Source organism: Candidatus Limimorpha sp., assembly GCF_056203535.1.
This window is the reverse complement of the sequence record NZ_JBADWU010000007.1, coordinates 1-18,249: the sequence shown is the minus strand read 5'-3', so window position 1 is coordinate 18,249 and position 18,249 is coordinate 1. Positions and strand designations below refer to the sequence as shown.

Here is an 18,249-nt window from a genome sequence, read left to right as displayed (position 1 = left end):
ATCAAACATGACAAAAAAGCATCAATTGGCGGCATTTGTTTCATTGTTCCTTCTTTGTTCAATACAATGTAACGCACAGAAAATCAATATACTGTTTCTTGGCAATAGCTACACGCAAGTCAACAATCTGCCCAGCACGCTTGTCAACCTCACACAAGACGCCACCCATTCCATGATGGTCGAGAGCAACACGCCCGGCGGCTACACCTTCGACCAACATTCGCAAAACGCGACAAGCCTTGAAAAAATCAGGAAAGGCATTTGGGATTATGTGGTTTTGCAGGAACAAAGCCAGATGCCAAGCATTGATTATTACCGATATAGCAACATGTACCCCGCCGCCGAACGCCTTCGCGACAGCATCATAAAATACAACCCTTGCGCTGAAATCATCCTCTACATGACTTGGGGACGGCGCAATGGCGGCCAACAATGCGAGAACTATGGCGACGGCCTCTATTGCAGCGCCGATTTCCGCGATTTCGACCACATGCAAGACACCATGACAAGTTCATATTACGGACTGACACAACGACTTAAATGCAATTGCGCCCCTGCCGGAGAAGCCTGGCGCACCGCCATACACCAAACCGATTTCAACCTGTTTTCAGCCGATGGCAGCCACCCTTCGACCTATGGCACCTACCTGACGGCCTGCGTGTTTTACGCCAGCATCTGGAACGAAAGCGCAATAGGTTTAAACACCGCTTTTGAAATCAGCGAAGAAGATGCCCAAACCTTGCAGGAAATTGCTGATGAAACCGTTTTCAACAGCGGAACGGAATGGAATTTGGTTCCAAAAGTCACGGCTGATTTTGATGTTTATTTCGTTGACGAGCAGACTGTTAAACTCAGAAACAACAGTTTAAGCAACTATCCTGAAACAAGTTATTTATGGGATTTCGGAGATGGCACCACTTCCGAAGAAGCCGAAACCCTTCACGAATATGCCGAACCCGGCACCTACCTCATTTCCCTAACCGTGACAGGCTGCCACCAAACCGACACCAAGACAGAAGAAATCATTATTGAAGACACAAGTACCATAGACGAAAGCAATTATAACACAGCGATTTATCCAAATCCTACACACGATGGAATCCATTTTGTCATGCCAGCTTTCGGCGAACTCATCATCAGGAACACCATAGGTCAAACCGTGCTGCAAAAGCAAATGTATGGCGAGACCTATCTCGACCTGTCCGATTTGGAGAACGGCATTTACTTCATCAGCATAAAAGCAAATAAAACACAGAACATCAAACTAATAAAGCACTAAGTCATGAGTTACTTACGCCACTTTTTCGTCATCGCATTACTTGCCATCGGCATCATTTCTAATGCCCAAAGCACAAGCGACGGATTCAGCATCATTGGGAAAAGCAGTGAAGGTCTGAACGTAAGACACAAAATCAGCCAAGTCAGCATTGAACGGAGCGAAGTCACTGAAGGACAAACCATTAGTCTCAGCGGCATTTATCTTCCGAACTGTGCAGGAGCCCCCGATTTGCCCAGCCACAGCACCTTTGTCGCTTTGCCTCAAGGCGCCACGGCGCGACTTGAAATCAGCAATGTCAAGACACACCTTATTAATAATGTCGACATCATTCCAGCCGCACAGCCGCAATTGGACAACAAAAATTCGCTCGTCATCCACGAAAAAGACCAGAAGATTTACAGTCAAAACGCCTTTTATCCCGAGACGCCTTTCCGGCTTTCCAATCCCACGACGATTCGCGGCATCAACGTCATCTCCCTGGACGCCATGCCTTTTCAGTACAATCCCGTGACCAAGGAATTGCTCGTTTACGATGAAGTCGACCTGAAAGTCAGCATTGAAGGCGGAGAAAAAGAAATTGGCGACACTCGTTACCGCACCAAGGAATGGGATCACATTTTGAGCGACATCATTCTCAATTTCAACGACTTGCCAAGCATTGACTACGGCAAGCGTTTGCGCCAGCACTACGAAAACAGCGAAACCGGCTGCGAATACATGATCATCACACCCGACAACCCCGATTTTATCCAGTTGGCCGACAGCATCCGCATGTTCCGCATCGCGCAAGGTGTCCCGACCGAAATCTTCACCGTAACGGATTGCGGCGGAAACGATTACCATGCCATTTACGACTTCATTCGCAACGCATACGACACTTGGGAAATGCCGCCAGCGGCCGTCGAACTGCTCGGCGACCATGACAGCGATGGCACGAAAGGCATCGTTTCCTACACCATGAACAACCACCCGGGCGGCGATGGCTACAACCCTTACATCTCCGACCACGCCTATTCCGACATGAACGGCAACATGATGAGCGACATCATTTTAGCACGCATCACGGGACGCAATTTCGACGAACTTTATCACATGATAAAGAAAGACCTTGATTACGAACGCACACCACCGACAAGCCCCGATTTCTACGACAAGCCCGTTACAGCCATGGGATTCCAATTGGAACGTTGGTTCCAGCTTTGCTCCGAAGTCGTAAACGGCTTTTGGGAAAACGAACTCGGCAAGCATCCCGTGCGCCTGAACGCCATTTACGAAGGCACGCCAGACTCAAGATGGTCGACAGCCGACAACACCAACAAAATCATCAATTATTTCGGACCTAACGGAACAGGCTACATTCCGGAAACCATGTCGCACCTCACCCAATGGGATGCCACAGGCGAAATGGTGAATGACGCCATCAACAACGGCTCCTTCATCGTGCAGCACCGTGACCACGGCAACGAAGACCTTTGGGGCGAACCGAGATACAGCACAGCAACCATCAAGAAACTGAAAAACAAAGATTTGACTTTCGTCATGTCGAACAACTGCCTTACAGGGCGTTTCAATTACAGCGGCGCTGACGGATGCTTTGCCGAAGCTTTCCACCGTCACCAGCACGGCGCTTTGGGCCTGATTGCCGCCACCGAAGTCTCCTATTCTTTCGTCAATGATGTTTACGTTTGGGGCGTTTACGACAACATGTGGCCCGATTTCATGCCTACCTACGGCACCACTCACCCTGTGGATTTCGTACTGCCAGCCTTTGGAAATGCCGCCGGAAAATATTTCCTCAAGCAGTCTTCATGGACGGATGATTACGTTAAGGAAATCACCTATTATCTTTTCCACCATCACGGCGATGCTTATATGAATCTTTACACCGAAGTGCCTCAGACACTAAACGTTGAGATGCTGCCCGTTTTGATGACCGGCAAAGACACCTATCAGGTAAAAGCCGATGAAGGAGCATTGATTTGCCTTTCCGTGGGCGACCAAATCATCGGCTTGGACAATGCCACCGGCGACTTGCAGGAAATCGCAGTAACGCCACAGGAAATCGGCACTGAAGTCCTGATGACCATCACAAAACAGAACCATTTCCGTTACGAAAGGAAAATCAAGGTCATTCCTGCCGAAGGTCCATACCTGATTTTCAACAATTTCGCAATCAACGATGAAAGCGGCAATCAGAATGAAACCGCCGATTACAACGAGACTTGCCACATCAACCTCAGCCTGCATAATGTTGGCGCCGCTGACATTGCCAACACTAACATCACGCTTCTTTGCGACCATCCAAGCGTGGAAATCATAAACGGCACAAGCGCTTTCGCATCCATCAATGTCAACCAAATCAACACAGTCGACAATGCCTTTGAAATCCATTTCGGCGATGCCATCGATGACCAGGAAGAAATCATCTTCACACTTCAGATGGACAACGGGAGCTACACTTTCCAAGACCTCTTCAAAGTGAAAGTGAATGCGCCAAAATTCCAGTTCAACCAGCCTACCATGACCGATCTGGAAGGCAACACCACCGACCGATTCATAAAAGGCGAGACGACATTGCTACATTTCAACATCGAAAACATCGGGCACAGCAAATCATTGGCAACGGCAAACACACTGAAAATCAAGGCACCATTTGCCATCATCGATGAAAGCGAAATTCACACCGAAGCCATTGAGGTGAACGAAACAAAAGAAATCGTTTTCCAAGTGAAAATGGATGAAAACGGTATGGATGGCGGCATTCTTCCTTACCAAATCAACGCTGAAAGCGGAAGCCACACCAACATTTCGGAAGGCGAACTGCTTTTAGGTTATACGCAGGAAGACTTTGAAGATGAAGAACTTAACCCGAGCATTCAGTGGAATTTGGGCAACGGCAGCCGCAAATGGCACATCGAAGAAGGCCAAGGCCTTGATGGAGGCAACTGCATAACAACGCCACAACTCAACATCAATCAATCAGCAACCTTGACAATTGGCTTTGAAAGCAATGCCAACAGTGTCCTTACGTTCTTCCACAAAGTTTCAACCGCAACGGAAGACATCCTGACATTCAGCATCGATTTCGATATTATGGGCGAATGGAGCGATGAAAGCGAATGGCAAAAGGAATCCTTTGAAATTGCACCAGGCAAACACTTATTCAAGTTTGTCTACAAGAAAAAATCAGATGAATCCGCTGGCGATGATTGCGCCCGTATCGACCTCCTGCAATTCCCGCCAATGGCCGAAATGATTCTCTTTGCAGGCGATGATGAAATTATTTGCACATCTGAGTCCTACATGCCTGAAAGTTATTGCGTCAACGGAACACAAATCCAATGGACGACAAACGGCGATGGCCAGTTTGAAGACGCAACGGCAGAATGTCCTATTTATCATTTCGGAGAACAAGACATTGAAAGTCAAGAAGTCACACTTTCGATAACAGCCATTTCCACCTTAAACGAAAGCCAGCAAAACGCCGAGGTCAAATTGAGTTTATTGAAAGACTTGAGCGAAATCAAACCGACACAGCCCGAAGGCGAAACCACCGTCGACCTCAACGAAACACAGCAAAGCCGTTACAGCACGCCAGCCGAAGACAACGTAAGCTATCTTTGGACTTTAATGCCAGAAGATGCAGGCACCATGACAGCCAACGGCAACAACCTCACGATAGACTGGGAGGAAAGCTTCAGAGGCGAAGCGAAAATCGAAGTGAAGTTGAGAAACGATTGCGGCGAGAGCGAAGTCTCAGAGGCATTGGAAGTTTTGGTAAAGAACTCATACGGTATTGGAGAAAACGGAGAAAACAGCATCAGCATTTACCCAAATCCTGCCCACAATCAAATTATCGTTACAGGAATTTTCAACGAACAAATTGAAATCTGCAACCCGTTAGGACAAGTCTTGATTAAAGCCAACATCCATGACAACGAACCTATCGACATTAGCAAACTGCAATCAGGCATTTATTTCATCAAGTCCATTGAATGCGGAAAAACCTATTTGAAATTCATAAAACAATAGATTGATTTCGCACCTTGTTCACCCAAAACAAGCAAATTTTAAACCCAAATTTCCGAATTTCGTCACAAAATGCCATGTGACGAAATTCGGTTTTTTCAAATTTCATCCCTAATTTTAGGTATTTTATCCCAAAAAACACTGATTTTACACCAAATCACACAAAACATGGCACATTTTATCACAAGACAACAAAAAGAGCGGTATCTTTGCAGCGAAAATAGAAATTGATTAAAATCTATGAAAGAAGAAACAAGACTTTTCGACATTCTCGACAACTATTGTGAGAAATGGCCGGATCAAAATGTTGCTCTTGCGAAGAAAGAAAACGGAGTTTGGGTCAAGTATAGCCCTAAGCAATATCAGGAAATCAGCCACAATTTGGCATACGCTCTTATTGAACTCGGCATACAACCTCAAGACAAAATAGCCATCATTAGCAGCAACCGTCCTGAATGGAACATGCTCGACATGGCCATCCAGCAAATCGGAGCCATCATCGTCCCGATTTACCCGACCATCAGCAAAGAAGATTACCATTTCATCCTCAACAACTGCGAAGCGAAAATGGTCATATTGGAAGGCATCGCGGTAATGAACAAAATTGAGGAAATCCTTCCAAACACACCTAACCTGAAGCTCATCTACACCATGAGCGACCGACAAAAATATCCATTCTTCCAGCAGCTTCTTGAATTGGGCGAGACCCATCATCATCCTGAAGAATTAGAGCAGCGCCGCAACAATGTCAAGACGGGAGATTGCGCCACCATTATCTATACATCCGGCACCACCGGAGTCCCGAAAGGCGTCATGCTTTCGCACTCCAACCTTCTCGGTCAATTGCGCGGCATTCAGCACACTCCGGCAAAATGGTCGAAAACAGCTTTCAGTTTCCTGCCCATCTGCCATGCCTACGAAAGAGTCTTGGTCTATATGTATCAGCTCCTCGGCATGTCGGTCTACTATGCAGAAAGCCTTGCAACCATAGCCGACAACATGAAGGAAATCCACCCTACCATGATGACCGCTGTTCCTCGCGTCCTTGAAAAGATGTACGAGAAAATCGTTCAAAACGGCAACAAAATGAAAGGTCTTTCCGGATACATTTTCAGATGGGCCGTCAAGCTTACAGAACGTTACAAAATCGACCCAGACGAGCGTTCATCATTCTACAATCTGAAAATCAAGATTGCCGACAAACTGGTGTATTCCAAAATCAGGGAGCAACTGGGAGCCGAGAATTTCGACATCATCGTTTCGGGTGCAGCAAGCATTTCACAGAAAGTTGCAGGCTTTTTCTCAGCCATCAAAATGCCTGTATATGAAGGCTATGGCATGACTGAAACCTCACCTGTCATCTGTGTCAGCGATAACTCGAAAGGTGGCCGCGAAGTGGGAACCGTTGGCCGGGCACTTCCCGGAATCGAACTGAAAATCAACGAACAAGGCGAAATCATTTGCAGAGGCCACAATGTCATGTTAGGTTACTACAAAAATGAAGAACTGACCAAGGAAATCATCGACAAAGACGGCTGGCTGCATACCGGCGATATGGGCTATATCGATGACAGAGGCCGACTTTTCATCACGGGACGTTTGAAGAATTTGTTCAAGACATCAATGGGCAAATACATCAACCCGCAAGTCATTGAAGAGAAATTCAGCGAATCGAAATTCATCGAAAACATCGTCGTTTTTGGCGAAGGACAGAAATTTGCCGCTGCGCTCATTGTTCCGAATTTCACCTACATCAAGACATGGTTCGCACAACAGAACAAACTGAATTTCAACCTGAAGCAAAACAACAAACAGAACAAACTTGATTTCACCACCAAAGAGGAATGCATCAAGATGAAAGAAGTGAAAGATGCCATTTCGAAAGAAGTCAAGAATTACAACACTTTCTTCGGCGAGACCGAGCAAATCAAGAAATTCGAACTCGTCGCCGATGACTGGACCATCGAAAACGGCATTATGACGCCGACATTGAAAGTGAAGCGCAAGGTCGTCCAGCAACGCTACAAGAATTTGATTGACTCCATGTTTGAATAAACCGAAAACTATCCATAAATGCTCGTCGAAACGGACTTCCGCTTGGAGGTCCGTTTTTTTCACCAACTACGACGAATATGAAAACTATCGTCTAATTTTACATGCATTCCTGAAGCAAACAGACTTCGGACACACCTACCCCGATTTCGCAAGGCTTTCACTTCCGAAACCTGATAAACGGATAACACCGATTGAAGACGAACACGGATTTGTCGGGTTGACACGGATGTTTTAAAGCCGCTGATTACACAAAAATTTTGGATGCGCCCTTCGACAAGCCCCTTCGACAGACTCAGGGTGAGCAGGGAACAAAGCGCATGAATTGGCACTGATTTTTAGCAAATACAAATTACCGATAATTTTCCGTTAATAATTTGACTGGCAAGAAATTAATGATTCATTTATGGAAATTTGCGTTTTTGAAAATCTATTCATATTCTCTTTTTGAGCTCTGACAAAGTAACAACCTGAAGTGGCGGAATTATCGGTGTTTCCAAAATGTCTTTATCTCCGGATACCAAATAATCCGATGAAGATTGATAAGCAATGTCGAAAAGGAAATTGTCTTTAGGGTCACGGCAACCATCAAAAGATAGTTCTATTTCAATAAGTCTTGTAAGGTTCTCATACATTGACAAATATCTTTCCATTGGCAAAGTCAGGTATTTGGAAAACTTTTTCCGAGACATCACAATTTTCAATTCATTGGTAAGTTCCTTTGCACGATACAAGGATACTTCATGAAACAAAACCATTTCCGTTAATTCGGTGATTTTTCCACCTAAGAAATACGAAATCCAGATGTTGGTGTCAAAAACGGCTTTAGTTTCCATGTCTGGCTTTCCTTACTTCTTCAACAATTTCAGCCATGGAGATGTCGTTTTTCTTCACCGATCCATCGATTTCCTGTGCTTGATTCAAAAGCAAGAGTATTCTCAACTGCCTTTCCAACTCCACCTGTTGTTCTTCCTCCAAACTGCTTACCATCAAGTTGATACGTTGCAATCTGTCATTATTGGATGTTGCTGTATTTACTACATTTGCCATAATCTTATCTAATATGCCTGCAAAAGTACACATATTTTACGATTTCGCAAGGCTTTCACTTCCAAAACCTAACAAACGGAAACACCGATTGAAGACAACATGGATTTGACGGATTGGCACGGATGTGCTATTTCAAAACTACAGATTTACAGGATTATACGGATTCTTTTAAAGCCGCTGATTGCGATGATTACGCAGAATTTCGGATGCGCAAGCGCATGAATTGACACTGATTTTTTGCAAACACAAATTACTGATAATATTCAGTTAATAATTTGACTGGCAAGAAATTAATGATTCATTTATGGAAATTTGCGTTTTATCTCCGGCTGCCTGAGCTTTATCCCCGTATCGCTGCAAAAGCGGTAAACCTCGTTGCTGATATAATCTTCATGGCTTTGAATATTTTGCGTGTTGTTCCTGAAACTTAAGATTTAGCACTTTCCAAAAACCCTTATTCGATTTGCCTTCCTTGTCAATATATCCATGATTTCTAAGGAAGGAAATTTCCCTCTGAACAGTTCTTGGAGACACCGACAAAGTTCTCGCCAAATCGTTAGCCGTCACAGTGCCGTCAACAAGCATTAGTTTTAATATAGAACATTGACGCTCAGATAATTCGCCAAATAAGTTCTCGCCAAAGTTCTCGCCAAAGTTCTCGCCATTTTTAAGTATAATCTTGCCGACGAAGTCTTTATGGCATGGCAATTCTATCATAAAAAACGAGCGATTTTCATCCGTCTCAATTCTGGCCTTTGGCGATTCGTTGCCTTTGAGTTGCCGTTGAATGGTAGGAATACCCGTTGCGCGGCCTTCCGTCAGTTCCAAATCTTTCAGGAACTCCCCTAAACGACGATTGCGATAACGACGCGACTTCAGCAATTCCGCTTCCCGTATGGCATCCATGCTGATGGAACGGTCGGGGCCCGAAAAACTCAGTATGGTAATCATATCCGGCTCAATGGTGATTTCGACAGGTTCCCTGACTTGATAATCCCTGTGGTACATGGCATTCACAACAGCTTCTTCCAAAGCCTGATAGGGATAGTTAAAAAAACGATACGAATGTTCGTCATCACGCCGTTTGACGATCCGCTCTTTGATGACATTGGTTCGCAAATAAGTAAGCGTTTCGGAAATCACTTTCGGCACAGGTCCCTTGAAAGGCGGCACCTCAATCATGTTGTCCGGATTATTAACACGTCCTTCCGGGAAAATGACGACTTCTATCTGACTATAAGGGAAAAAGCGTTGAGGATTTTCGCAGAACATCATGGCCGCCACGTTTTTTATCAGTCGGTTTTCGGTAGGCCCCGACAAAAGATCCATCTGCTCAAGCAAATTCCATTTTGTTTGCCGAAGAAATCATTTCCATCGGGATGCTGCTCTGGACGTGCTCCAAAAAATCGCTCAGCAAAACTATCGAAATGTCGGAAAGTGCGATATCGGGGTTCGGGCGTTCATCAAACGGCACCTTTGTCGCCATATCACGCAATTCGTCGAGCACTTCACCCTTGGCAGGAATGCTGGTAGAACCACATCGGACATAGAACTCCTCTTTGACAAGTCCTTTCGCCGTAACATTGCACGAAACACTATATGGGCGATTTATGCCCGTCGGAACCCAGATAGCGAAAACGTACTTTTCATCAACGATTTCGACCGATGTCCTCGGCATATAATACGGTTTCAGCTTTTGATTAAAGCCTTGCATAGTTTTCTGGATGCCGTCAATCAGCGATTCCTCGATGCCGCACACAGGGCGTTTTGCCACACCTTCATGCTCTTCAACACCTATCAAAATATAACCGCCACCCAAATTGTCAATGTCATTGGCAAAAGCGCAAATGCTATGATAAACCGTATCTGGATTCCAACCTTTTTTAAACTCGATACGGTTGTCTTCCACCCTACGTTTATTCAGCAGTTCCTCAATGTCCATTAATAGTGCCATACATTCAAAGCCAAAATTACATGTGCAAAATTACGGAAATTCTTCAATTTCGCAAAAACAATAAACTTTTCCCGCAACTTCGCAAGGCTATTACTCAAAAACACCGATTGAAGACAACATGGATTTGACGGATTGGCACGGATGTGCTATTTCAAAACTACAGATTTACAGGATTATACGGATGTTTTAAAGCCGCTGATTGCGCTGATTACGCAGAAATTTTAGTTGCTTGCGCATGAATTGGCACTGATTTTTGCAAACACAAATTACCGATAATTTTCCGTTAATAATTTGACGGGCAAGAAATTAATGATTCATTTATGGAAATTTGCATTTTTATATCCAACCGCCTGAGCTTTATCTACGTATCGCTGCAAAGGCGGTAAACCTCGTTGCTGATGTAATCACTCAGGTCGCGGAGGTTGTCTTAGTTGACACCGAAGTTGAGCAGGAAAGATTTGGAATGTTGCTGGTAATATTTGACATTATGTTTTGACCAATAAACTGGCGCAAAAAAACCTTAAAAAGTTGGGGATTGTATAAAGTTGGATATACCGTAACATTTTCCATCTGAAAGGCATAGAAAGAATCTTTATCGGGAAGATATTCATCGGGGATTGATTTCAATGGCACGCACTTGGTATTCTGGCAGTTCAAATCGTTGTCAATGTCGGTCACAAAAACAAACGTATCGCATGGATTGAGGATAACATCACGGAGTGACACAAGTTTTGCCGTGTAATCTTGTATTTGTGACATGGTAGTCCGTACAATCATCCAACGATTGCATTTTTCGTCCGATTCAAGCCAATAAAGCAGATAGTTATCGCCAGAATCGTCAATATAATGAGATAACAATGGCCCATCAAAATAAATCAAGTCAGAGCATTTCATCAGTTTTTGGAGGTTAAACTCCATTGGATATCCGTTTATCTCGATGTTCATAGTTTACACAGTATTTCAAATTTCTTGCTCAAGTCGCATTCTTCAAATTCAAACAGGTTGAAATGGCTGGTACTAATCATTGTGTCATCGACCAAACCATCATTGTTTTCAATTTTCCCACTACTCAGGCTATCGCCAATTTCAGTCCTGATGTTCCGAAAAGTCTTGGCAAGATTTGCATAATGGTTCTTCGCTTTTTCCATGTCTTCAAAACATGACAAAGCATAACCAGTTACCCTGATAGAAGCGTCCAATCGCCTCTGTGGTTTTATTTTCAATGGAGGGAGGAAATTGTTCGGATGTTCATGATCAAAGACAAACCTATAGGCCCATCATCCCGCCAGGTTCGTGCAAGACAGGTAACACACATCCCTGGCTAATAGCAATGTCAATTTCGTCTTGATATTTGAACTTAGGCATATTACTTTCTTTCTCCTTCCAAAAACCGCTGCAAAAGTAATAATAATATTTTCAATCTGCAACCCCCAACTTCACTTCCGCATCCTTATCTCCGGCTGCCTGAATTTTATTTCCTCACCGCAGCAAAGGCGGTAAACCTCGTTGCTGATGTAATCTTCAAGGCTTTGAATATTTTGCGTGTTGAAGCAAATATTCCACTTATTTCCATTCGGCTTCAAACTGTGCGACGGTCATAATTCTACATTCATTGATCTGGCCAATGTCTAAGAGATCTTTGTCGCCAGACACAAGATAAATGGCATTCGCCCGAACAGCCAATTCCAACAAATAATCATCTTTAGGGTCTCTACAACGCTTCGGGATGTCATCAATTTCAACCATTACAAAGTGCTGATTCATCCATTCTTCCAGCAGGAGCACATTTCCTTCACGGAAATATTTGCGAAGTTTCGGCCTTCGCGAAACTTCCAGTATTTCTTCATTCAGCCGAGCCGTAGACACCAATTCAAACCACGGATTATCAAGTAACTCCAACAGGCAGTCAAGTTTTTTCCCAATAAGGAAACTAATCCACAAGTTCGAATCAATTACAACCCGAACTATCTGGGGTTCATCTTGCGGATTGTTCTTCATACATCTTTTGTCTTACGGCTTCACATTCGGCGATAATCGTTTCTTCATCAAGTTCGTCGGTACGAAATGCTTCACGAATAGCCTTCAAGCTCTCAGAACGCAAGCCTCGTGTCAATTCCCTGCAAAGACGGAAACGGTCTTCATCATCAAGCTGCATGGCCAAAGCCAGCAACTGACTGTATGTAAACTGAAGATTCAATGTCGGTGCGTTTGTAGTCATATTGTTTGTATTTTAACAACTGCAAAAGTACACATATTTTCCGATTTCGCAAGGCTTTCACTTCCAAAACCTAACAAACGGAAACACCGATTGAAGACGAACATGGATTTGACGGATTGGCACGGATGTGCTATTTCAAAACTACAGATTTACAGGATTATACGGATTCTTTTAAAACCGCTGATTGCGCTGATTACGCAGAAATTTTAGTTGCTTGCGCATGAATTGGCACTGTTTTTTGGCAAACACAAATCACCGATAATTGTCTGTTAATAACTTGACTGGCAAAAAATTAATGATTCATTTATGGAAATTTGCGTTTTTATATCCAACCGCCTGAGCTTTATTTCTTCATCGCCGCAAAGTCTAATAACCTGCTTTCAAACAAATTTGTGATTTTTTACATAATTAGTTGCGCAACAAGTAAAAACCCATTACTTTTGCAAAAAAAATACAAAATCTATGTTAGGGATTGATTCAAAAAGGGAAAGCGTAAAAGGAAATTTTGCCAAAAAGATTTGGGATGAAGTCTTGAAAATTTGGCGAAACGAAACAGTTGAAGAAGCGTCTGAAAAAAACGAGCCAAAATATCAGGTCGAATGGCCCTGAACAGCTTAACAATCAGAATATTGGATAACGTGTCGCAATTAGATGACTTTAATTGCGGCATCAAAGCTATGGATGATTTCATACATTCGGGATTGGCGAACAGTGTCCGAAATCACTATTGCAATTTGTATTCGGTTACGTTAGATAATGAAATAGTGGCCATGTTTTCACTCAGTTTCGATTCCTTGGAACTTGATTTGGATTCTTTGGAAGAGATATTAGATAACCAGTCATCATCCAACAAGCCAAATCTTTCTTCCAATTACGTTGACACTTTCTTGAGCAAACATCATTATCCAGCATTAGAGATTTCCTATTTGGCTGTAAAGGAAAACTATCGGCGAAAAGGAATCGGGAAAGCCGTAGTTGATTCAATTGCGGAAATGGCGCAACGCCAAAAGACCGCAGGTTGCATGTTCCTCACTGTCGAAGCATATATCGAGGAGGATTATTCAGCCGTTCCTTTCTATAATGCCTGTCACTTTGAACCATGCGAATACAAAAAGCCAGACAAAGAAACACTTAGAATGTTTAGGACTTTGTTCCCTAAAAACGACCATCAATAACTCATTTCTTAAACCTTATCTCCTGTTGCATGAGCTTTATTTCTTCATCGCTGCAAAGACGGTAAACCTCGTTGCTGATGTAATCTTCAAGGCTTTGAACGTTTTTCTTGTTAGCGCCAAGGTTAAGGATGTTGATGAAAATCTGGTTGGCCGATTCGATGACCACTTTGCTTGACTGCGTGCCCGTGGCCACGACATGAATGGTGATTTTCTCGCCCAAGGCCAACAGACTCATGCCATGCCGCGCCGTGATGACAAAATTGTCATCATTCGGCACGACATGCCTGAACCCGAATTAAACGAATCAATAAGGTGTAAATACAAGTCATGTTTGGTGACTTTCTGTGGTTGAAAAAAGAAAAGGAAATGCTTGTCACGCTCAAGTACGAGAAAGTGAAATAAGCCCCTCGGAAGCGCAAACCGAAAAGGCCGCCAGCTTTTGAAAAAAGCACGAGCGGCAAATTTTAAAAGCCCGCCTGCTTTTTGAAAAAGCAGGCGGGCTTTTGGGTAAAAGGCGGCGTGCTTTTCACCAAAAGGCCGCCGCCTTTTAGGAGGAAGGCCGAAAGCACTTAACAAACACCCGAAAAGAACGGCTGGACGAGGAAGCGGGCTTTGCTAGAAGCAACCCGCCAGCGACAAGGCCGCCGCCAATACTGAATGCGGATAGCATTTATTTGTCATCAAATACAAAGGTTATCAATAACTGAGCAATATTTGCGTACACGAAAAGAACACCGTCCTCACCTTCTCGCTGAAAGATAACCGTGTAGGTCGTGTGGGAAGGTGAGGGTGATGGTGGCATAAGAAGAAACTATAGTGTTTGTTTCAGAAACAAAATATTGATAGTTATTCTAATAACGAACTATAAACAGATAATTGATCATTATATGCTTTTTCGATTGCGTCATTATATTTGTCAATCAATGAAAGCATAGTGCTCTTTAACACATTGACATCTTTGCTTCGGCTTGCCGACAACAGTTCGGAACTAGCATCCATCATTGAGAAACGAATTTGAGCGCGACGAGTGACTCTATCAAACAATTCGTTTTTCTTGTCATCATCAACAACGGTTGATCGAATTTCTGATTTTAACATGGAATTTTGTTGCCCTAAATAATTATCCCATTCTTTTGTGATATGGGAATGGGCTGATTCCATCGTCTTGTAAATTGAATTGGATAATTTTGAATAGTCAATTTCGTTGGTCTGTTGTTGGTCATCATAGTGTGCTGTTCCTTTTTTATTTTTAAAATACATCACACCGCCTATTGCTCCTGCACATAATCCAATTGCTGACAGCCATTTAGCTCCAGAGCATATCCCTATCAACAAGCCCAAGGCACCTCCTCCTGCAATTAACAATGGAGTTTTGTCATTATTCTCAACTTTTTCACTGCGCCCTATTGCCACATCTTCAGGGAATACTATTGACCGCATTCTTTCATTCAAAAAAGAAACAATTTTGTTCTTTTCTTCATTAAGTGATTCTTTCACTTTTATTACAACATCTTCAATCATAATTCTTTTGATATATTGATTAAACCAGATTCAACTTGCCTTAGCTGTCCTAATTTATTAGTCTTGTCTTTTAAATCCTTTTCAAGTTGTAACAATTCTTCTTTCATTTTGTCAGAAATGCCATTGATAAAATCATTTTTTCTGTCTTTGAAAAGGCTAATGCTATTTTCTCTTGCTGTGAGTAAAGCATCTTCAACTTCTTGATGCAAGCCACTGACGATGCTATTCACCGCATTACGAACTTCATTCTTGCATTTTTCAGCAGCAGTATATATTTGGCTTCTGGCTTCACTCTCCTCGCAACAACATTTGTGATAGCTGAGTTCATCCATGCCGTTTAATGAATTGTTCAAATTATCATTAAATTTTTCCTTCATTGAGTGAACATCCAAAGTGTTGTTTGATAACATTGAATCTAATATTTCATCCAAGATATTTCTTAGCATTTTAGAATTCAGAAGGCCCTTCTTGTCTTTTAATTCGTTTTCGGTAATTATTTGACCAATTCTTTCAGAGATTATTTTCCTTAACTCGGATGTCTTTGAATTCCAAACATCCAATAGTTTGTTAAGCGCTGCTTCAAGCTGTTTAGACAAACCATCTATCAGTTGATATAATTCCACCTTTTCGTATGAGCATTTGAAAGATCTTGTACTTTCCCAAAATGTTGATGTCCTATGGAAATCCCGCTCAACGGTTGTAGTTGGTACACGCCCTCCCCAATGGAAAGAGAATTCATTTAAGCATTCTTTCACAAATCTCTCTGCTGCTGATTCGGCACGGTTCACAGTTGTGCCTATATCACTCTTGATTTCTTTAATGATAGTCTCAGCAATTTCTTTTTGCTCTTGAATGCTGTTTAAATCACCATTTTCCAATGCCTCAATTCTTCCCTTGAACACTTCGATTTCTTTGTCAAATTCTTTCTTCAAGTTTTCGGAAGTATTGGCAAAGTATGAATCCACTTTCTGTTTAATGATAGCTTCCTTGTTTTTGGTGAATAAACCTTCCAAATAGTTGGAACGAATATCATCCATCTGAGATAGATCAAAAAATGTAGAAGCAACATCTTCTTCCGTTGAGAAGAAACTTGGGTAGAAATATTTCATACGCTCAACGACATGTTTTTCTGTTGCATCTCGTCTTTCGGGTTCTTTTTTTGCAATAGAATAACCGATGCCAGAACTTAAATCAAAAATGGGGTCGCTGCCTTTGTAGTTTGATGTTGCGATATTTCGCTCATATTGTTTCATCAATTTGCGTTTGCAATCTTCAATAGCGTTGGCAAGGTCGTCTTTGAAATTATTACCAACATCTTGTAAGACAGAATCAAATTTACTAGCAATAAGAACCACAGTGCCAATGCCTTGGTCTCCAATTCTGTTTGTCAAGAATGAAACATCAGTGCTGTCAAAAAATCGTCCCGAATAACTTAGGAAAAACACGCCATGACAACCTCTCAAGAACTCTCTTGTGCGCTGCTCGCGGGACAAGACAGGATCGTTGACTCCAGGAGTGTCAACAATTTGAACTTCTTTTAGCCTGTCGTCGTGCAAGTTGATGGTCAAACATTTTGTAATGGAAGTGAAATCGCCATTTGCTCCAACATATTGTTCAAGCACATCTTGAAGGTCTTTAATGTTAGAAAAGGATTTTTCTTCTTTTTGTGCAATTGATTGTATTTTGCTATTTGCCAACCTGCCGCAATTCATTACCATTTCTTTTGCAGCAACACATTCTTCAGGAATCATCGCCTCTATTTGAGACATTTCCAAAGATGGATTTGCACCTTTCATCTCCTGAACGATGTCGTCGTATGCCTTTGCGCGGTCTTCAAAGACCTGCCATTCCTTTTTATTGTAATATTCAACAATAAAGCTATTCTCTTCGCCATACTGAATCATTGTCAGTCCGGCTGTCATCGGAGTTGAAGCTCGTGGCAAAACATTCTCCCCATCAAAAAACAGGGAGTTGAGGAATGATGATTTGCCAGCCTTTACTTGACCAACAACACCGATTTTAAGGATATTGTTTTGTTCTTTAAGCTGCTTGCCGCCTTCGCTTACGGAATTGATGCAATCCTTAAGCCTATTTATTGATTTCTTAATGTCGTCTGCATCAACTGTGTCAAAGACTTGCAGTTTTTCCGATAAGTTTTTGAAAACCGTATCGCAATTATTAAGTGTGATTTTCATAGTTAGAATTTTGAAATCCAATCAGTAAATGTGTTTTTCTTTGATAGTTCGACAAGTGATTTGGATTGGCTAACCAACGATTTGTCAGCCTTAATCAGCAGTTCACAAATGTCCCGATAATTGAAAATGGCAGCGGTCTCGAGTGCATTGTAACCTCGGTTGTCTTTTCTTGCCAAGTCTGCATCGTGCGTGATGAAGAATTTCACCATTTCGTTGTTACCCATTCTGCAAGCCAATGTGAGAGGTGAATAGCCCTCGGAATCGCACTTTGTAATGTCAACACCATTGGAGAAACAACCTAAGAAACGCTTGAAATTATCTGCATGAATAGCTGAGAAAATATCATTGTCGTCATCCACTGGCAATTCCTGCAATTTTTCCATGTGGTTTTTGATTATGTTCTTGCAGCTGTTGTAACATTCTTGCAATGAGCGTAGAATCTTTGGCCTATACTCATTTAATAAAGTCCTAAGATTGCACTCTTCTTGGATGCTGTCAACCAAATTCTTGCAGTTTTCTTCCTCTTGCTCTCGGTATTGCTTGATTTCTTCAAGGGTTTTATTCAGAAGCTCTTGGACTCTGTTGCATAAGTCTTCTCTATGCTCATGTTTCCAATACTCGTATCCGCAATCAACGTTAATTAGGGATTGTCGTTTAATGTTTTCAATTTGAGCGAAGCAGCGACTGGTTCCATCCGTTTTCTGCGTTTGGCTCATCAGATTTACGTTTTTATATCTCATTCCGGTCATTTCGGCCGGATTTTTCGTCTGTTTCCT

Annotated in this window: 17 protein-coding genes; 5 read left to right on the top strand and 12 right to left on the bottom strand. The window is 42.6% G+C overall.

The genetic code is table 11. The features are described 5' to 3' along the window. The first annotated feature begins 7 nt into the window (after positions 1–7). The 3 genes from AC06MN_RS00730 to AC06MN_RS00720 all read left to right on the top strand — a co-directional run bounded on the left by AC06MN_RS00730 (position 8) and on the right by AC06MN_RS00720 (position 7,363). Entirely contained in the window at positions 8–1,279 is a 1,272-nt protein-coding gene (locus tag AC06MN_RS00730) for a PKD domain-containing protein (protein ID WP_475670442.1), read from the top strand. A gap of 3 nt (positions 1,280–1,282) precedes the next feature. After that, positions 1,283–5,311 carry a C25 family cysteine peptidase gene (locus AC06MN_RS00725; RefSeq protein WP_475670441.1) on the top strand — a complete coding sequence of 1,343 codons (4,029 nt, stop codon included), beginning with the start codon at positions 1,283–1,285 and terminating at the stop codon, positions 5,309–5,311. A 237-nt stretch (positions 5,312–5,548) separates the two neighbouring features. Next, entirely contained in the window at positions 5,549–7,363 is a 1,815-nt protein-coding gene (locus AC06MN_RS00720) for an AMP-dependent synthetase/ligase (protein ID WP_475670440.1), read from the top strand. 431 nt (positions 7,364–7,794) lie between these two features. On the opposite strand, the gene AC06MN_RS00715 is transcribed toward AC06MN_RS00720, so the two are convergent. The 8 genes from AC06MN_RS00715 to AC06MN_RS00680 all read right to left on the bottom strand — a co-directional run bounded on the left by AC06MN_RS00715 (position 7,795) and on the right by AC06MN_RS00680 (position 12,582). Next, entirely contained in the window at positions 7,795–8,196 is a 402-nt protein-coding gene (locus AC06MN_RS00715; protein ID WP_475670439.1) for a putative toxin-antitoxin system toxin component, PIN family, read from the bottom strand. After that, the gene (locus tag AC06MN_RS00710; protein WP_475670438.1) at positions 8,186–8,443 is read right to left on the bottom strand and encodes a hypothetical protein; all 258 of its coding nucleotides are present in this window, start codon (positions 8,441–8,443) and stop codon (positions 8,186–8,188) included. Before AC06MN_RS00710 ends, AC06MN_RS00715 begins: the two co-directional genes overlap by 11 nt. 357 nt (positions 8,444–8,800) lie before the next feature. Continuing rightward, positions 8,801–9,739, bottom strand: coding sequence for an ATP-binding protein (locus AC06MN_RS00705; RefSeq protein WP_475670437.1), 939 nt, complete (start codon positions 9,737–9,739; stop codon positions 8,801–8,803). Positions 9,740–9,743: 4 nt separating this feature from the next. Further along, positions 9,744–10,364 (bottom strand): AlbA family DNA-binding domain-containing protein, encoded by a 621-nt coding sequence (locus AC06MN_RS00700; protein WP_475670436.1) that lies wholly within the window; start codon positions 10,362–10,364, stop codon positions 9,744–9,746. A gap of 408 nt (positions 10,365–10,772) precedes the next feature. Beyond that, entirely contained in the window at positions 10,773–11,309 is a 537-nt protein-coding gene (locus AC06MN_RS00695; protein ID WP_475670435.1) for a DUF6575 domain-containing protein, read from the bottom strand. Beyond that, entirely contained in the window at positions 11,306–11,563 is a 258-nt protein-coding gene (locus tag AC06MN_RS00690) for a hypothetical protein (RefSeq protein WP_475670434.1), read from the bottom strand. Before AC06MN_RS00690 ends, AC06MN_RS00695 begins: the two co-directional genes overlap by 4 nt. 364 nt (positions 11,564–11,927) lie before the next feature. Next, positions 11,928–12,362 (bottom strand): putative toxin-antitoxin system toxin component, PIN family, encoded by a 435-nt coding sequence (locus AC06MN_RS00685; protein WP_475670433.1) that lies wholly within the window; start codon positions 12,360–12,362, stop codon positions 11,928–11,930. Beyond that, the gene (locus tag AC06MN_RS00680) at positions 12,340–12,582 is read right to left on the bottom strand and encodes a type II toxin-antitoxin system VapB15 family antitoxin (protein WP_475670432.1); all 243 of its coding nucleotides are present in this window, start codon (positions 12,580–12,582) and stop codon (positions 12,340–12,342) included. The genes AC06MN_RS00685 and AC06MN_RS00680 overlap by 23 nt, the downstream gene beginning before the upstream one ends. A 462-nt stretch (positions 12,583–13,044) precedes the next feature. Here AC06MN_RS00680 and AC06MN_RS00675 point away from each other — a divergent pair, with 462 nt between their 5' ends. Both AC06MN_RS00675 and AC06MN_RS00670 read left to right on the top strand, forming a co-directional pair. Further along, a complete protein-coding gene (locus AC06MN_RS00675; RefSeq protein ID WP_475670431.1) occupies positions 13,045–13,191 on the top strand; it encodes a hypothetical protein in 147 nt (48 codons plus the stop codon). Further along, positions 13,182–13,757 carry a GNAT family N-acetyltransferase gene (locus AC06MN_RS00670; RefSeq protein ID WP_475670430.1) on the top strand — a complete coding sequence of 192 codons (576 nt, stop codon included), beginning with the start codon at positions 13,182–13,184 and terminating at the stop codon, positions 13,755–13,757. Before AC06MN_RS00675 ends, AC06MN_RS00670 begins: the two co-directional genes overlap by 10 nt. Position 13,758: 1 nt before the next feature. On the opposite strand, the gene AC06MN_RS00665 is transcribed toward AC06MN_RS00670, so the two are convergent. From AC06MN_RS00665 to AC06MN_RS00650, 4 genes are all read right to left on the bottom strand, one after another. Further along, positions 13,759–14,034, bottom strand: a complete 276-nt coding sequence (locus AC06MN_RS00665; RefSeq protein WP_475670429.1) for a hypothetical protein — start codon at positions 14,032–14,034, stop codon at positions 13,759–13,761. A gap of 569 nt (positions 14,035–14,603) precedes the next feature. Beyond that, positions 14,604–15,278: a hypothetical protein gene (locus tag AC06MN_RS00660; protein ID WP_475670428.1), complete on the bottom strand. Its 675-nt coding sequence runs from the start codon at positions 15,276–15,278 to the stop codon at positions 14,604–14,606. Further along, entirely contained in the window at positions 15,275–17,473 is a 2,199-nt protein-coding gene (locus AC06MN_RS00655; RefSeq protein WP_475670427.1) for a dynamin family protein, read from the bottom strand. The genes AC06MN_RS00660 and AC06MN_RS00655 overlap by 4 nt, the downstream gene beginning before the upstream one ends. A 2-nt stretch (positions 17,474–17,475) precedes the next feature. Then, on the bottom strand, positions 17,476–18,249 hold a 774-nt coding region (locus AC06MN_RS00650), incomplete at its 5' end, for an ankyrin repeat domain-containing protein (RefSeq protein ID WP_475670426.1).

What these genes read in the sequence shown, in the direction of transcription:
- AC06MN_RS00710 (WP_475670438.1), bottom strand. Translation starts at nt 8,443, where the DNA reads ATGTGTACTTTTGCAGGCATATTAGATAAGATTATGGCAAATGTAGTA.
- AC06MN_RS00715 (WP_475670439.1), bottom strand. Translation starts at nt 8,196, where the DNA reads ATGGAAACTAAAGCCGTTTTTGACACCAACATCTGGATTTCGTATTTC.
- AC06MN_RS00670 (WP_475670430.1), top strand. Translation starts at nt 13,182, where the DNA reads ATGGCCCTGAACAGCTTAACAATCAGAATATTGGATAACGTGTCGCAA.
- AC06MN_RS00655 (WP_475670427.1), bottom strand. Translation starts at nt 17,473, where the DNA reads ATGAAAATCACACTTAATAATTGCGATACGGTTTTCAAAAACTTATCG.
- AC06MN_RS00725 (WP_475670441.1), top strand. Translation starts at nt 1,283, where the DNA reads ATGAGTTACTTACGCCACTTTTTCGTCATCGCATTACTTGCCATCGGC.
- AC06MN_RS00705 (WP_475670437.1), bottom strand. Translation starts at nt 9,739, where the DNA reads ATGGATCTTTTGTCGGGGCCTACCGAAAACCGACTGATAAAAAACGTG.
- AC06MN_RS00720 (WP_475670440.1), top strand. Translation starts at nt 5,549, where the DNA reads ATGAAAGAAGAAACAAGACTTTTCGACATTCTCGACAACTATTGTGAG.
- AC06MN_RS00730 (WP_475670442.1), top strand. Translation starts at nt 8, where the DNA reads ATGACAAAAAAGCATCAATTGGCGGCATTTGTTTCATTGTTCCTTCTT.
- AC06MN_RS00685 (WP_475670433.1), bottom strand. Translation starts at nt 12,362, where the DNA reads ATGAAGAACAATCCGCAAGATGAACCCCAGATAGTTCGGGTTGTAATT.
- AC06MN_RS00675 (WP_475670431.1), top strand. Translation starts at nt 13,045, where the DNA reads ATGTTAGGGATTGATTCAAAAAGGGAAAGCGTAAAAGGAAATTTTGCC.
- AC06MN_RS00695 (WP_475670435.1), bottom strand. Translation starts at nt 11,309, where the DNA reads ATGAACATCGAGATAAACGGATATCCAATGGAGTTTAACCTCCAAAAA.
- AC06MN_RS00660 (WP_475670428.1), bottom strand. Translation starts at nt 15,278, where the DNA reads ATGATTGAAGATGTTGTAATAAAAGTGAAAGAATCACTTAATGAAGAA.
- AC06MN_RS00680 (WP_475670432.1), bottom strand. Translation starts at nt 12,582, where the DNA reads ATGACTACAAACGCACCGACATTGAATCTTCAGTTTACATACAGTCAG.
- AC06MN_RS00700 (WP_475670436.1), bottom strand. Translation starts at nt 10,364, where the DNA reads ATGGCACTATTAATGGACATTGAGGAACTGCTGAATAAACGTAGGGTG.